This is a genomic window from Vitiosangium sp. GDMCC 1.1324, from assembly GCF_003044305.1.
GTDB lineage: Bacteria > Myxococcota > Myxococcia > Myxococcales > Myxococcaceae > Archangium.
Genome location: NZ_PZOX01000003.1, coordinates 471,177 through 484,858, shown reverse-complemented (window position 1 = coordinate 484,858; position 13,682 = coordinate 471,177). Strand labels below are relative to the sequence as shown.

The following is a 13,682-nucleotide window of genomic DNA, read 5'->3' as shown; positions in this document are numbered from 1 at the left end:
CTTCTCTCGAGGTTGGAGAGTTGCTTCACCGTCGCGCCGGGCCATCGCGCGCTCAGGCTGGAATAGAAGCCCCAGGCAACAAAGGATGATTTTCATGGATGTCGTCACTGACCGAGTACGGCGCCGCGCTGACGTGGGCCACTGCGGCGCATGCTAGTGCTTTTCATGGAAGAAGACACTGGACTCGGTCTGGGGCCTTGCTGGCCCCGGCATCCGCCCTTTGAGGCCTCCCTGCGCCAGCCCGCAGTCCGCAAGAGCGCCCCCATCCCCCTATACGTACGTCGGTGCTCTGTGGCTCGTCTCGTCGACGAAGCGGCGGATGTGCTCCACCAGCGCGTCCGGCGACTCGAGCATCGGCAGGTGCCCCGTGGCCGGCAGCACCTTCATCCTCGCCCCCTGAATCCGTGCCACCACCTCGCGCTGGAGCGTGTCGACCGGCTCGACGTGGTCTGCCTCGCCCGCGATGACCAGCGTCGGCACATGGATGCGCTGGAGGTTGGCAGACACGTCGTCGAGCATGGCGACCTCGGTCCAGCCGGCCCGCGCCGGTGGCGCCCCGCGCAGGCTGTCCTCCATCACTCGCGCGCGCTGCTCCGCCGACAGCGGCCGGCTCGCTAGCACGCCGAGCGCCTGCTCGACGCCGGCCGGCGACTCGTAGAGGTGGGTCATCGACCGGCGCGCCTCTGCCGGCACCCCGGTCGGCGTCGCAGGCGCCGGCGCCACCAGCACCAGTGCGCGCAGCCCGGCCGGCCGCCGAGACGCCACGAGCTGTGCCGTCTTGCCTCCCATCGAGTGCCCGACCAGCACGTAGTCGTCGAGGCCGAGCGCGGCGATCACCGCTTCACAGTCATCGGCCAGCTGGCGAATGTGATACCCCTCCGGGGTTGGCGCCGCCTCCGAGTCACCCCAGCCCCGGTGGTCATAGGCGATGCAGCGATACGAGCCGCGCAGCTGCTCGCGCACCTCTCGCCATGTTCTCGAGGAGCCACCCCAGTAATGAAGGAAGACCAGCGCCGGTCCTCCGCGTCCCTCGTCACTCACACTCAGCCGCAGCCCATTTGCTTCGATGTGCACGTTCCTTCCTCCTGCACATCAAGCTATTCCCCGTGGCTCCATCCATCATCGGCGCTTGGGTCCCTGGACTCCGCACTGTGAGTGCATAATCGGCGAATGGACCAGGTCGAGAGCATGAGGGTGTTCGTGCAGATCATCGGCAGCGGCAGTTTCGCTGGCGCCGCGCGGCAGCTGCGCCTGTCGCCGGGCATGGTCGGCAAGCACGTCCGAGCCCTCGAGGACCGCCTGGGCACGATGCTGCTTCATCGCACCACGCGCCGGCTTCGGCTGACCGAGGTCGGCGAGCGCTACTACCGGCGGTGCACGGCAATCCTGGCGGACATCGACGACGCCGAGCGCGAGGCTCGCGCGCGCCAGTCCACGCCGCATGGCCTGGTCCGTTTGACCGCACCGGTGTCGTTCGGCGTGCTCCACCTCGCCGCGGCGCTGGACGACTTCGTGGCCGCTCATCCGGCGGTCACCCTCGACATCGGCTTGACCGATCAGTTCGTGGACCTGGTGGCCGAGGGCTATGACCTGGCACTGCGCATCGGGCAGCTTGGCGACTCGAGTCTGGTGTCGCGGCGGCTGGCGCCCTGCCGCATGGTGGCGTGCGCATCACCCGAGTACCTGCATCGGCACGGTACCCCCGAGTCACCGGAGGCGCTGGCGCGACACGACTGCCTGAGCTACACGGCGACGGCGGGGCCGGGCCGATGGCGCTTCGTGCGCAAGAAGCGCGTGCACGTCGTGCAGGTCACCGGCGGTGTCGTCGCCAACAACATGGACCTCCTGCGTGTGCTCGCCGTCAGCGGGCGCGGCATCGCCCTCGGGCCCACGTTCGTACTCGGCGCCGACCTCGCCTCCGGACGCCTGGTGCCGGTGCTCGACGGGTACGAGCTGCCCGAGCTCACCCTTCATGCCGTCTATCCGCCCAGCCGCAACGTGCCGGCCAAGGTGCGTGCGCTCGTCGACTTCCTGGCCACGCGGTTCGGCCCCGAGCCGAGCTGGGACCGCTGGCGCGGCCGGACCTGAGGTGGACGCTCAGTACCTTTCGGGGATGCGGTTCCTCCCCTTGAGCGACGCGGCGTCGTCATAGGCCCCACGCCTGGAACGGCGGGGCAGCTTGATCTTGGGGCGCTTCACTCGCTTGTGAGGAATCTTGTCCAGCAGGAAGCTGATGCAGTTGAGCCGCGCCCTTTTCTTGTCGTCGGAGCGCAAGATGAACCAGGGCGCATACGGCGTGTCCGTCGCGGCGAGCATCGTGTCACGCGCATGGGAGTAGTCGTACCAGCGTGTCCATGACTCGACGTCCATCGGGCTCAGCTTCCACTGCCGAAGGGGGTCCTCGATCCGTGCTTCGAATCTCCTCTGCTGCTCCTCCATGCCGACCTCGAGCCAGATCTTCAGCAGGAGGATTCCGCTCTCGACCATGTACTTTTCGAAGACAGGGCAGCCTTTCAAGAAGTGCTTGTGCTCTTCGGGGGTACAGAAGCCCATCACGATCTCGACCCCGGCCCGGTTGTACCAACTGCGGTCGAAGATCACGATTTCGCCCGCCGCGGGGAAATGGGGCACGTACCGCTGGAGGTACATCTGGGTCTTTTCCCGGTCCGAGGGGGCTGGGAGGGCCACCACTCGAAACACCCGGGGACTCACCCGCTCCGTGATGGCGCGAATCGTGCCGCCCTTGCCCGCCGCGTCCCTCCCTTCGAAGACCACGGCGACGCGCAGCCCCTCCTGCTTGACCCAGTCCTGCAGCAGGCAGAGCTGAGCCTGGAGCTTGCGAAGCTCTTTTTCATAGGCTTTGCGATTCAGGGGTTCCGAGTGAGTGACTGTTGCCATGGCCTTAGGGTTGGGCGGCCGGGCGACGCTCGCAATGCGTGCTCTAGACGGGGATTGCCAGGCGTGGGTGCCTCTGCCTGGCTGGTCCGGCCCCCATGATACATGGCGAGAGTGTTGTCTATCACACCGTCTTGACAAGAATGAGACGAGCGAGATACCTATCTCTCACGCTGGCTCAATAATCCATGTCCCTGCCCGAGAACATTGCCGACGCCGCCGCCCGCCTGGTTGCCCTCCATGGGCCCGATGGGTTCACCATGGACGACTTGGCCCGGGAGTCCGGGCTGTCGCGTGCCACCCTGTACCGCCAGGCGGGCAGCCGCGAAGCCGTGCTCGCTTCGCTCTCCGAGCAGGGGCTGGAGGTTGGGAAGCGGGTCGATGTGCGAGACCGCATCCTGGCGGCGTGCCGCGTGGTGTTCACCCGGGCCGGCTTCGAGGCCGCCACGCTCGAGGACATCGCCCGCGAAGCTGGCGTGGGCCCCGCCACCGTCTACCGTCAGTTCGGAGACAAGGAGGGGCTCATCAGCGCGTTCGCCGGCCATATCGGTCCGCGCCGTGCGATGCATGCGGTGGCCCTCCGTCCCACCGGCGACCTGCGGGCCGACCTGGAGCGCGTCGCCGCGGCGGTGATTCGTTACGCGGCGGAAGATCTCGACCTGCTCAGGCTGGCGCTCCTGGAGCGGATTCGCGGTGGACCCTGGGCGGAGCTCTTGATGGCTTCCCCGTCGCGAGCCCGGACGATGCTCACCCATCTGCTGGAGCCCTACGCGAAGAGCGGTTCGCTCGGGCCGGATGACCCCCGGCGCATGGCACAGGCGTTCGCCGGGATGCTCTTGGCCTTCTTCTCGGGTCCGGTGCTGGAGGGAGGGCCCCTGCCAGACCCGGAAGAGACCGCCCGTTTCGTCACCCACGTGTTCCTGGACGGCCTTGCGTCCACTGCTCGGAGAACCCCATGAGTGCGGTCAAATCCCTCCACCTCTCCGCGTCCGCGGGGACGGAGCCGCTGATCCTCCCCTTCGAGCGCATCTCCGCGGCGGACCTGCCCCGCGTAGGTGGCAAGGGGGCCAACCTGGGCGAGATGGCTCGCGCCGGGTTTCCAGTGCCTCCTGGCTTCTGTGTCACGACGGCCGCCTTCGATGCGTTCCTGGCCGGCAGCGAAGAGCTCCAGTCCCTGTACGCGGAGATGGATGCGCTGGATGGGAAGGATGTGGAGGCGGCCCGCCGTGTTGCCGAGTCCACGCGAGCCCTGCTCGGTCGCGCGCCCATTCCCCCGGCCGTGGCCGACGCTGTGCTCGCGGCCTGGCGAGACCTGGGGACCGAGGCCACCTGGGCGGTGCGCTCCAGCGCCACGGCGGAGGATCTGCCGGACGCCAGCTTCGCGGGCCAGCAGGACACGTATCTCAACATCCGCGGGGCCGAGGCCCTTCTCGACGCGGTCCGGCGCTGCTGGGTGTCGCTGTTCACCGACCGTGCGGTGCTGTACCGGGCCCGGAGCGGCTTTGGCCATCGGGGCGTGAAGCTGAGCGTGGTGGTTCAGCGCATGGTGCTGCCCGAGGTGTCCGGCATCCTGTTCACCGCCGACCCCATCACCGGGCGGAGGGGAACCGTGTCCATCGACGCCGGCTTCGGCCTGGGCGAGGCGCTGGTCAGCGGGCTCATCAACGCCGACCTGTACAAGGTGGACAAGGCGACGGGAGAGATTCTGGAAGTCCAGGTGGGCGACAAGGCCCTGGCCATCCGCCCCAGGCCCGAGGGCGGAACCTGGGAGGAGCGCCTGCCCGAAGCCACTCGCCGCGCCCGGGCCATGGACGATGCGGCCCTGCGAGAGCTGGTCGCGATGGGCGTGCGCATCGAGACGCACTACGGCAAACCGCAGGACATCGAGTGGTGCATCGAGGCCGGGCGGCTCTACGTGGTCCAGGCCCGGCCCATCACGAGCCTGTACCCGCTGCCCGAGCTCGCTCCCGGCGACGAGGGCCTGCACGTCTACCTCAGCTTCGGCCACTTCCAGATGATGACGGACGCCATGCCGCCGCTCTCCCTCCAGGTGTGGCGGCTGATGTTTCCACTCGGCAGGGCATCGTCGGGCACGGGGGATGCTCCCGCAGAGTCACGGACCATGGCCATCGCGGGCAGCCGGCTCTTCCTGGACCTGACGCCCGCTCTGCGCCATCCCCTCCTGAGGCGCGTGGTCAGGGGTGTTCTCGGTCACATCTATGAGGACCTGAGCCGGGGTCTGGAGACGTTGGCTGGCAGGCCGGCCTTCCAGCGCGGTGCGAGCGGTGGGCGGGTCTCGATGCGGTCCGCTGGCCGCTTCGCCTTTCCCATCATCCGCCGGCTCCTGGCGCGGCTGTTCGCCTCGGATCCATCCCAGCTCAGGCCCTGGGTGGAGGACTTCAGCGAGTCGCAGCTCACCCAGATTCGCGCCCGGCTCGCGGCGGCAACCCCAGGCGCGGCGCGACTGCGCGAGGCACGGCGCGTGCTCTCGGAGATCCTCGCCCGGGCGTTCCTCGGCTTGATCCCGAACATCATGGTGGGGCTTCTTGCGAACAATCTTCTCAAGAAGCTGTCCCGGCGCGGCCTGCTCGGCGGTACGGAGGACGACCTCTCCGCGCTGGACCGGGGCCTGCCTGGCAACGTCACCACCGAGATGGACCTGGCCGTGGGAGATCTGACGGACCGGGTCCGTCCCCATCCCGCGCTGGCGGCGCTGCTGCGAAGCCGACCCGCCACCGAGGCCCTGGCCGCGGCGCACGACGTGGAGGGCGGACCCGCTTTTCTCGAGGCGTGGCGGGCCTTCATCGAGCGCTATGGCATGCGCGGGCCCGGAGAGATCGATGTGTCCCGGCCTCGCTACAAGAATGAGCCCGCGTCGCTCATCGCGGCCATCGTCGGGGGCATCGGGCCCGCGGGTGCCGGCCGATCCGCGGGCGAGCACCGGGCCCACCACGCGGCGCTGGCGGCGAAGGCCGAAGCCGCGGGCGAGCGACTGATCGCCGCCTCTCGCCGCGGTTTGACGGGAGGCATGCGAGCCAGGCTGGCTCGCCGGTTGGTGCGCCTGGCCCGGGCGGGGATGGGGCTGCGGGAACACCCCAAGTTCCTGCTCGTCCGGGTCCTGGACCTCGTGCGCGACTCGGTGCTCGAGGCCGGAGCGCTCCTGGTCCAGCGCGGAGCGCTCGGGAAGGTGGACGATGTGTACCTGTTCCGCTTCGAGGAACTGATCGCGGCGCTCGAATCCTCCCAGGCACCGGATCTGCGCCCCCTCGCCGAGGAACGCCGAGCGACGCTTCGGCGCGATGCCAAACGCTCACCGCCCTTCGTGATGGCGAGCGATGGAGAAATCCCCTCGCTCGCGGCCCGCGAGGACCTGCCCCCGGGCGCCTTGTCCGGGACGGCGGCCTCCGCTGGAGTGGTGGAGGGATTGGCTCGCGTGGTGCTCGATCCGGCGCAAGAGGTGCTCCACGCGGGAGAGATCCTCGTGGCACCGCATACCGACCCCGGCTGGACGCCTCTGTTCGTCCATGCTTCCGGCCTGGTGACTGAAGTGGGTGGGCTCATGACGCACGGTTCGGTCGTGGCCCGCGAGTACGGCATCCCGGCGGTCGTCAGCGTGTCGTCCGCCACACAGCGCATCCGCACCGGCCAGCGCATCCGAGTGGATGGCACGCGCGGCTTCGTGGAGATCCTGGAAGGCGGTGGGGCGTGAAGGCCGCGCTGATCGTCATGGGTGTGATGCTGCTGGGAGTGGTGGGGCTGGCGGCATGGAGAGGCGGCTGGCCGCTGGTATCCGAGGGGTTGATGCGGGGAGGGAAGGAGAGCCTGGCCCTGCTGCCCCTGCTGGCGGTGGTCTTCCTGCTCACCGGCTTCGTGCAGGTGCTGCTGCCGCGCGAGCTGGTGGCGAACTGGCTGTCCGATGAAGCGGGGTGGCGGGGGATTGGGGTGGCATGGGTTGCGGGCGCACTCACCCCCGGAGGTGGACCCATTGGCATGCCCCTGGCGGCGGCCCTGGTGCGCTCCGGAGCCGGGCTCGGTGTGGTCGTCACCTACCTGACTTCACTCTCCCTGCTGTCTTTCATTCGCGTGCCAATGGAGATTGCCATCTATGGCGGCCGGCTGACCGGAGTGCGGCTTCTGATCTCGCTCGCGCTTCCACCCATGGCGGGTCTGCTGGCCCAGGCGCTCGGGCCACTGCTCTTGGGCCGCACCTGATCCATTTCGCATTTCGACGACGACATTGCCGGCGACCCGGTCTATCCCATCGCCATTCACCCGATGCGGTAGGAGGCCTGCACGGCAATGAGCAAGAACGTGTGGATTCGAAAAGGAATGGTGGTGCTCGGGGCGGCGCTGGTGCCCATGCTTGGCTGCGACCCGGAGCCGGAGCCTGTGAAGGATCCGCCGGCACGGACCCAGCTGAGGGTGCCGCTCTACTCATACATCCCGGATGCCGCGGGAGATGGTTTCCAGGCGCTGGCCGCGCGCATCGAGCGCGACTTCGAGTTGCAGCACCCGGAAGTGGACCTGGTGGTGAACCCCTCGTGCTTCAAGGATGACCTCTACGAGCCCGACCAGCTCGCGAGCTCCCTGAAGGGGGAGGGCGAGTGCGCCTACGATGTCGTCGAGACGGACACGGCGCTCCTGGGAGAGCTGGTTGGCACCGGAGCGGTCCGTCCCTGGTCGGCGCTGCCGGAGGGTCCGAACTGGCATCCGGCGGGAGTCGCGGCCTCGAAGCTGGAGGGCAAGCTGTACGGCGTGCCGCATTGGCTGTGCACGCACTACATCGTCTCGCGCAGCCAGTCAGTGGCCAACGCCCGCACCGTGGACGAGCTGCTGCAGATCCTCTCGTCGCGGAAGACTCCGGAGGTGGACCTGGCGGCCAACCTGCTGGGGAGCTGGAACCTGCCCTCGCTCTACCTCGACGCCTGGTCGGATACCCATGGCCCAGCGGAGGTCCAATCGGCCGTCAGCACGGAGCACTACGACACGCAAGTGATTGCCGGGTTGAAGAAGCTCGCCGGGGCCTGTGAGACCTCCGCGGGTAATCCCTGCATCGATGGAACCTTCGACGCCGACGAGAACTTCGATCTGCCCGCGACCCTCTTCGCGGAAGGCAAGGCGGACGTGACGCTGGGCTACTCGGAGCGGTTGCACACCATCTTGAAGAAGCTGCCCTCGGAGGCGGATCGGCAGGCGCTGCGCATCTCTCCCGCGCCGCTGGGGGAGGGCAACCAGCCCCTGCTGTTCACGGACTCGTTCTTCCTCGGGGCCCACTGCGTCGGCGATTGCGAGAAGGCCGCGACGGCGTTCGTGACGTACATGAGCCAGGCGAGCACGTACGCGTGGATCCTCCTCAGCGAGGACGCGCCCGCCGCCGGACGCGTGCCGCGCTACCTCATGCCCGCGACGCTGGACGCCTACCAGGCGCCCGGGTTGAAGGAGGATCCGCTCTACCAGCAGATCGACACCGCTACCCGGACGGGGGGCTCGTTCCCCAACAAGGGCCTGCTGGGGGTCCGCAAGACGATGCGGGACCACATCCTCCAGGAGATCACCGCGAAGTCCCCTTGAGGCCTCGCGGAGTGTGGGGAAGCGCGCTCGTGCTCAGACGAGCCGCTTCCCGTTGACCAGCTCCAGGCCCAGCGGGTTGCCACGATAGTGGATGGGATCCAGGAGCACCTTGCGGATCTTCCATCCATCGGGGGTCTTCTCGACCTCGTGGGTGTAGCGGGCAATGATGGTCCACTCCTGCTGGATGCCGCCCACGGAGAAGTAGTGGGCGACTTCCGCGTAGGCCATCACCTCGGCCAGCGTGCTGCTCTTGAAATGGATTCTCACGCTCGTGGCCGTGGCGTGCTGAACCCTGCTGAAGGGCACCAGGGACGCCCTGCCGAACTCAGCCAGCTCTTCCCTCGTGAGGTGGCTGGGTTCTCCTCCGCCCCTGAACCGGGTGTAGTCGGCGGTGACCTGGGGCGTGAAGACGTTCGCCCAGCGGCTCCAGTCTCCCGTATCCCGGCCGAAGTCGATGGCCTGGCCGTACTCCGCCACCAGCTCCTGGATGGCGATCCAATCCAGAACGTACTGAAGGTCTTTGTCTTTCATGTCCTCGAGGGTATCGGGTGGCCCCGTCTCGTGTCTCCGCCCGTGTCCTTCACTTTCTTGAGACGCCCGGCAATTCGGCCACTCCTTTCTTCTACCGGGAAGGGCAGTTTTCCCGGTATTTTCCGGATAGCCCTACCCGTTCACACATCCCCCGTGGTTCCTACCAGCGCGCCAGGCGAAGCGGTGCTCTGGCGCTCGGAGGTCGTCTCATGAAGAAGAACCCCTTCGTCTCGACCCTCGCCTTCGTGGGCGCCGTCTCGGCGTTCGCGTCCGGCTGTGGCGGCGAGGCTTCCGTCACCCCGCCCGCGGATGCGCTCCCTGCCGGCTCCATCCGCGACACACTCGAGGCGTGCACCACGCGCATCACCTACGGAGACAGGTGGCTCCACCCGAGCGGGCACCCGGCCCAGGACGACATCGCGAGCGGCCTGGTGTCCTGGGATGGCACCTGCGTCAACGAGGGCGTCAACTCCTACGCCGTGCTCTCCAACGGCTGGAAGCCGTACTTCTCTGGCAACAACGCGTGCGTGATGGCGCTCGACACGACGTGCGCGGGCGCCCCCGCGTGCACGACGCGCGTCACCTACGGTGCGTCCTGGCTCCACCCGAGCGGGCACCCGGCGCAGTACGACGATGTCGCCGGGCGCTTGTTCTGGGACCGCGCGTGCACGAACGAGGGCACCAACTCCTACGCCGTGCTCTCGAACGGCTGGACGCCATACTTCACCGGCGCGAACGCCTGCGCCATGTCCTACAGCTACACGGGCTGTGGTGGGCTCTATCAGAACCCGGTGTTCCCCAACGACTGCGCGGACCCTGGCGTCGTCCATGATGGGACGCAGTACGTCGCCGTCTGCACGTCGGGCGGTGCCGCCAATGCGTTTCCGATTCGCACCTCGAAGGACCTGGTGACCTGGACGGGGGCTGGCTTCATCTTCCCGTCGGCGAACAAGCCCACGTGGGCCGCGGGCGACTTCTGGGCGCCGGAGATCCACAAGGTTGGCAGCGGCTACATCGCGTACTTCACCGCGCGGCACGTGGACGGACAGTTGTCCATCGGTGCGGCCACCGCGCCGAGCGCACTCGGACCCTTCACCGATCTGAGCCGGCCGCTCGTGCACGACACGACCATGGGGATGATTGACGCCACTTCGTTCGTGAGCACCACCGGGACGCGGTATCTCGTGTGGAAGGCGGATGGCAACGCGGTGGGCAAGCCGACGCCCATCTACGGGCAGGCACTCTCGGCGGATGGCCTCTCGCTCGTCGGCACGCGCCAGACGCTCATCTCGAACAATCTCGCGTGGGAGGGCGGCGTCGTCGAGGCGCCGTGGGTCGTTGCGCGGGATGGCTACTACTACCTCTTCTACAGCGGTAACGCGTATTCCAACAGCACCTACGCTGTCGGAGTGGCCCGTGCTACCAGCCCCCTGGGCCCGTACACGAAGGCGGGTGCACCCATCCTCAAGACGGGTGGCGGCTGGGTGGGGCCGGGGCACAATTCGGTCGTCGACTCGCCGTCCGGCAACACGTACATGGTCTATCACGCGTGGAACAGCGCCCACACGGCGCGGGTCATGCTCGTGGACGCCATCACGTGGAGCAATGGCTGGCCCGCGGTGCCCGAGGCGCCATCGGCCAATTCCCGGCCCATGCCGTAGCATGGGAAGGAGGGGGCCCGGAGCAGGGAGTCCGGGCTCCCGTTGGCATCAGGAGGGATGCGGTGGCGAGCAGCTTCATCGAGTTTGGTGGCAAGGGCATCTGGGACAGCGACGGGGCCATCCGTGACCTGCTCGCGTTGTTGCTGGTGGAACTGGAGGCGCGGGGGTTGCGCAAGAAGCAGGCGGAACTCTGGGAGCACTGGACGCTCCAGGCGTACGTCATTCTCACGGGGGCTCATGACCTCGGCCTGAACCTGTACGTGGCCGACGCGCCCACCCAGAAGCTCGTCATCGACTGCTGCGAGACCGTCGCGCGGAAGACCGGGAAGGTGGAGCGCCCTCGGCCACGGGGCTTCGACCACGCGGACAGTGAGCTGTTCGAGGGGAGCGAGCGGTTCATCGACCTGGAGGAGGTGCGCCCTCTCGCGTTGCAGGTGGCGCGGCTGCTGCGAGGCGAAGCAGGCGCCTCCGCGGATTCTCCCGAGGCCCTCCACTGGCGCGAGACGAAGGCTCCGCTGATGCCTTCGTAAAAAGCGAAGGGTCCGTCCCATATTTCCAAATTGTCTGGGTCTGTCCCCGGGCCTTAAACCTGCCCCTTCGAGCCGGTTGGCTCAAGGAGAGCGCAGATGCTGGACGTCTTCATGCAACCCGAGGCCCTCGTCAGTCTTCTCACGTTGACGGCGATGGAGGTGGTGCTCGGCATCGACAACATCGTCTTCATCACCATCCTCACCGGGAAGCTGCCCCCGGCCCAGCAACCGCTCGCGCGCAACGTGGGCCTCGTCATGGCGCTGGGCACGCGGTTGCTGCTGCTGCTGACCATCTCGTGGGTGATGGGCCTGACCGAGCCGCTCTTCAGCGTCTTGGGCAAGGGCTTCTCCGGAAGGGATCTCATCCTCCTCGGCGGTGGCCTCTTCCTCATGGCCAAGGCGACGCATGAAATCTACGACAAGCTCGAGGTGAGCCATCACGAGGAAGGCACGTCGCGCGCGGCCGCCTCGTTCGCCCTCATCGTGGCGCAGATCATGGTGCTCGACATCGTCTTCTCGCTCGACTCCGTCATCACGGCCGTCGGCATGGCCCGGCACGTTCCCGTCATGATCGTCGCCATGGTCATCGCCGTGGGCGTGATGCTCGTGGCCGCGAAGTCGATTGGCGACTTCGTGAACAAGCACCCCAGCATGAAGATCCTCGCGCTGAGCTTCCTGCTGCTCATTGGCGTGATGCTCACGGCGGAATCGCTCGGCCAGCACATCAACAAGGCCACCATCTACTTCTCGATGGCCTTCGCGCTGGGCGTGGAGCTCGTCAACATGCGGCTGCGCAAGAAGCACGCGCCCGTCACGCTCCACGAGAAGTTCGAGGGCGAGCGTGGCCGCGCGCCCGGGCTCCAGGTCATGCCGGAGTGAGTCTCGGTGCTCACTGCTCGCGGTGGCGTTCGAGCAGGGCGCCCGCCCACGTGAGGCCGCTGCCCACCACCGCGAGCGCCACCGCGTCTCCCACCCTCGGGTCGTCCCAGTGCTCGGAGAGCACGGTGGGGGCGCCCGAGGCTCCGCAGTTGCCTCGGCGGTCCACGTTGAAGAAGTGGCGCGCGTCGGGCACTTCGGTGCGCCGCTGCACCGACTCCAGCATGCGCAGGTTGGCTTGGTGCCCGATGAGGCTCAGGCCGTCGGGCGTGCGTCCCGGAGCGGCCGCGAGGTAGTGCTCGCGCAGTTTGTGGAAGGTCTCGCTCGCGCGCTTGATGGCGAAGGCCTGCACCGCCGAGCCCTGCTGGGAGAAGTGGCCGGCGCGAGGCACCTTCACCTTGTCCGCGCCCGAGGGGTCTCCGCCGAGCAGGGTCTGGGTGATGCGCCAGGGGCCGGGGATGCGCGGGCTGAGCAGCGCGGCGCTGGTGCCGTCACCCCACAGCACGCAGGTGGAGCGGTCCGAGTAGTCCACCACGCGGGTGGAGTTCTCCGGGTTCACCACGAGGATGAAGTCCGGCAGGCGCTCGGGCCGCATGCCGGCGAGGAAGTGGAGCTGGGCGCAGAAGGACGAGCAGGCCGCGTTGAGGTCCAGTGCCGGCGCGTCGATGTCCAGCGCTTCCGCGATGCGGCAGGCCTCCGCGGGGATGCACTCGTCGGGCGAGCAGCCGCCGGCCACCACCATTCCCACGTCCTTCACGCCGCGCCCCGCGCGCTCGAGCGCCATCAGCGCCGCGCGCCTGCCCGTCTCCGCGTTGGAGTACTGGGCCGCCTCGAGCGCTCCGCGGACGTCCCGGTTGCGGGTCTCCCGGATGTAGTCGAGCGGCAGGACCGTGTGGCGGGTGCGGATGCCCACCCGCTCGACGATCCAGGCATCGTTCGTCTCCAGGCCAATCTCCTGGAGGAAGGCGTTGGTGATGAGGGTCTCCGGATGGAAGTGTCCGAGCGCGTGAAGGAACATGCGCCCCGTGTACCGCCCTCACGTCATCGCTCTGCCACGGCCCGGTGGATTTCTCGTGGGCCGAGAGGCTCTGACGCGGTGCGCGGAGGAATTTGCATTCTGTTGAACACAACGCATACCCTCCCGCACACCGTAGGGGGCTGCATCATGCGGCTCCGCAGAGGGGGTAGTTCTACATGGATGAGCAGGCTCAGTTCGAGGCGGCGCAGCAGCAGGCCGCCGCGGGTGGCATTTTCGGCATGTTGGTGGGGCTCGCCTTTGGCGTGCTCTTCGTCATCGCGATGTGGAAGATCTTCACCAAGGCGGGTGAGCCGGGTTGGGCCGCGATCGTTCCCATCTACAACGCGGTCGTGATGCTGAAGATCGCCGGCAAGCCCGTGTGGTGGCTGGTTCTGTTCTTCATCCCGCTCGTCAACTTCGTCGCGATCATTCTCACGTACGTGGGGTTCGCGAAGGCGTTCGGCAAGGGCCCTGGTTTCGCAGCCGGGCTCATCTTCCTGTCGCCCATCTTCTTCCTGATCCTGGCGTTCGGTGACGCGCAGTACGTGGGCGCCGACGACTCCGCGCCGGCGGGCCAGCCGTACCGGCGGGCGGCGTAGT

13 protein-coding genes are annotated in these 13,682 nt (G+C 67.8%); 9 read left to right on the top strand and 4 right to left on the bottom strand.

Annotated elements, in window-relative coordinates; translation table 11 throughout:
* Positions 1-270 precede the first annotated feature (270 nt).
* Positions 271-1,074 carry an alpha/beta fold hydrolase gene (locus tag DAT35_RS10520; protein ID WP_108066805.1) on the bottom strand — a complete coding sequence of 268 codons (804 nt, stop codon included), beginning with the start codon at positions 1,072-1,074 and terminating at the stop codon, positions 271-273.
* A 96-nt stretch (positions 1,075-1,170) separates the two neighbouring features.
* Here DAT35_RS10520 and DAT35_RS10515 point away from each other — a divergent pair, with 96 nt between their 5' ends.
* The gene (locus tag DAT35_RS10515) at positions 1,171-2,088 is read left to right on the top strand and encodes a LysR family transcriptional regulator (RefSeq protein WP_108066804.1); all 918 of its coding nucleotides are present in this window, start codon (positions 1,171-1,173) and stop codon (positions 2,086-2,088) included.
* Between the two features lie 9 nt (positions 2,089-2,097).
* Here the strand turns inward: DAT35_RS10515 and ppk2 are convergent, their stop codons facing one another.
* Positions 2,098-2,898, bottom strand: coding sequence for a polyphosphate kinase 2 (gene ppk2, locus DAT35_RS10510; RefSeq protein ID WP_108066803.1), 801 nt, complete (start codon positions 2,896-2,898; stop codon positions 2,098-2,100).
* 185 nt (positions 2,899-3,083) lie between these two features.
* Here ppk2 and DAT35_RS10505 point away from each other — a divergent pair, with 185 nt between their 5' ends.
* The 4 genes from DAT35_RS10505 to DAT35_RS10490 all read left to right on the top strand — a co-directional run bounded on the left by DAT35_RS10505 (position 3,084) and on the right by DAT35_RS10490 (position 8,466).
* Positions 3,084-3,854 (top strand): TetR/AcrR family transcriptional regulator, encoded by a 771-nt coding sequence (locus tag DAT35_RS10505; RefSeq protein WP_108066802.1) that lies wholly within the window; start codon positions 3,084-3,086, stop codon positions 3,852-3,854.
* Entirely contained in the window at positions 3,851-6,604 is a 2,754-nt protein-coding gene (locus tag DAT35_RS10500) for a phosphoenolpyruvate synthase (protein ID WP_108066801.1), read from the top strand. Before DAT35_RS10505 ends, DAT35_RS10500 begins: the two co-directional genes overlap by 4 nt.
* Entirely contained in the window at positions 6,601-7,107 is a 507-nt protein-coding gene (locus DAT35_RS10495) for a hypothetical protein (protein WP_108066800.1), read from the top strand. Before DAT35_RS10500 ends, DAT35_RS10495 begins: the two co-directional genes overlap by 4 nt.
* 87 nt (positions 7,108-7,194) lie before the next feature.
* Positions 7,195-8,466, top strand: coding sequence for a hypothetical protein (locus DAT35_RS10490; RefSeq protein ID WP_108066799.1), 1,272 nt, complete (start codon positions 7,195-7,197; stop codon positions 8,464-8,466).
* A gap of 33 nt (positions 8,467-8,499) precedes the next feature.
* On the opposite strand, the gene DAT35_RS10485 is transcribed toward DAT35_RS10490, so the two are convergent.
* Positions 8,500-8,997: a nuclear transport factor 2 family protein gene (locus DAT35_RS10485; RefSeq protein WP_108066798.1), complete on the bottom strand. Its 498-nt coding sequence runs from the start codon at positions 8,995-8,997 to the stop codon at positions 8,500-8,502.
* 209 nt (positions 8,998-9,206) lie between these two features.
* Between DAT35_RS10485 and DAT35_RS10480 the strand changes: the two genes are divergently transcribed.
* The 3 genes from DAT35_RS10480 (at position 9,207) to DAT35_RS10470 (ending at position 12,067) form a co-directional block, all read left to right on the top strand.
* Positions 9,207-10,658, top strand: coding sequence for a glycoside hydrolase family 43 protein (locus DAT35_RS10480; RefSeq protein WP_108066797.1), 1,452 nt, complete (start codon positions 9,207-9,209; stop codon positions 10,656-10,658).
* 62 nt (positions 10,659-10,720) lie between these two features.
* Positions 10,721-11,188, top strand: a complete 468-nt coding sequence (locus tag DAT35_RS10475) for a hypothetical protein (RefSeq protein ID WP_108066796.1) — start codon at positions 10,721-10,723, stop codon at positions 11,186-11,188.
* Between the two features lie 96 nt (positions 11,189-11,284).
* Entirely contained in the window at positions 11,285-12,067 is a 783-nt protein-coding gene (locus tag DAT35_RS10470) for a TerC family protein (protein WP_108066795.1), read from the top strand.
* A 10-nt stretch (positions 12,068-12,077) separates the two neighbouring features.
* Here DAT35_RS10470 and DAT35_RS10465 read toward each other — a convergent pair whose 3' ends face one another.
* Positions 12,078-13,082, bottom strand: a complete 1,005-nt coding sequence (locus tag DAT35_RS10465) for a 3-oxoacyl-ACP synthase III family protein (RefSeq protein WP_108066794.1) — start codon at positions 13,080-13,082, stop codon at positions 12,078-12,080.
* Between the two features lie 176 nt (positions 13,083-13,258).
* Between DAT35_RS10465 and DAT35_RS10460 the strand changes: the two genes are divergently transcribed.
* Entirely contained in the window at positions 13,259-13,681 is a 423-nt protein-coding gene (locus DAT35_RS10460; RefSeq protein ID WP_108066793.1) for a DUF5684 domain-containing protein, read from the top strand.
* Position 13,682 lies beyond the last annotated feature (1 nt).

Coding starts and splice junctions, on each gene's coding strand:
- DAT35_RS10515 (WP_108066804.1), top strand. CDS start 1,171: ATGGACCAGGTCGAGAGCATGAGGGTGTTCGTGCAGATCATCGGCAGC.
- ppk2 (WP_108066803.1), bottom strand. CDS start 2,898: ATGGCAACAGTCACTCACTCGGAACCCCTGAATCGCAAAGCCTATGAA.
- DAT35_RS10505 (WP_108066802.1), top strand. CDS start 3,084: ATGTCCCTGCCCGAGAACATTGCCGACGCCGCCGCCCGCCTGGTTGCC.
- DAT35_RS10500 (WP_108066801.1), top strand. CDS start 3,851: ATGAGTGCGGTCAAATCCCTCCACCTCTCCGCGTCCGCGGGGACGGAG.
- DAT35_RS10490 (WP_108066799.1), top strand. CDS start 7,195: ATGAGCAAGAACGTGTGGATTCGAAAAGGAATGGTGGTGCTCGGGGCG.
- DAT35_RS10485 (WP_108066798.1), bottom strand. CDS start 8,997: ATGAAAGACAAAGACCTTCAGTACGTTCTGGATTGGATCGCCATCCAG.
- DAT35_RS10480 (WP_108066797.1), top strand. CDS start 9,207: ATGAAGAAGAACCCCTTCGTCTCGACCCTCGCCTTCGTGGGCGCCGTC.
- DAT35_RS10470 (WP_108066795.1), top strand. CDS start 11,285: ATGCTGGACGTCTTCATGCAACCCGAGGCCCTCGTCAGTCTTCTCACG.
- DAT35_RS10465 (WP_108066794.1), bottom strand. CDS start 13,082: ATGTTCCTTCACGCGCTCGGACACTTCCATCCGGAGACCCTCATCACC.
- DAT35_RS10460 (WP_108066793.1), top strand. CDS start 13,259: ATGGATGAGCAGGCTCAGTTCGAGGCGGCGCAGCAGCAGGCCGCCGCG.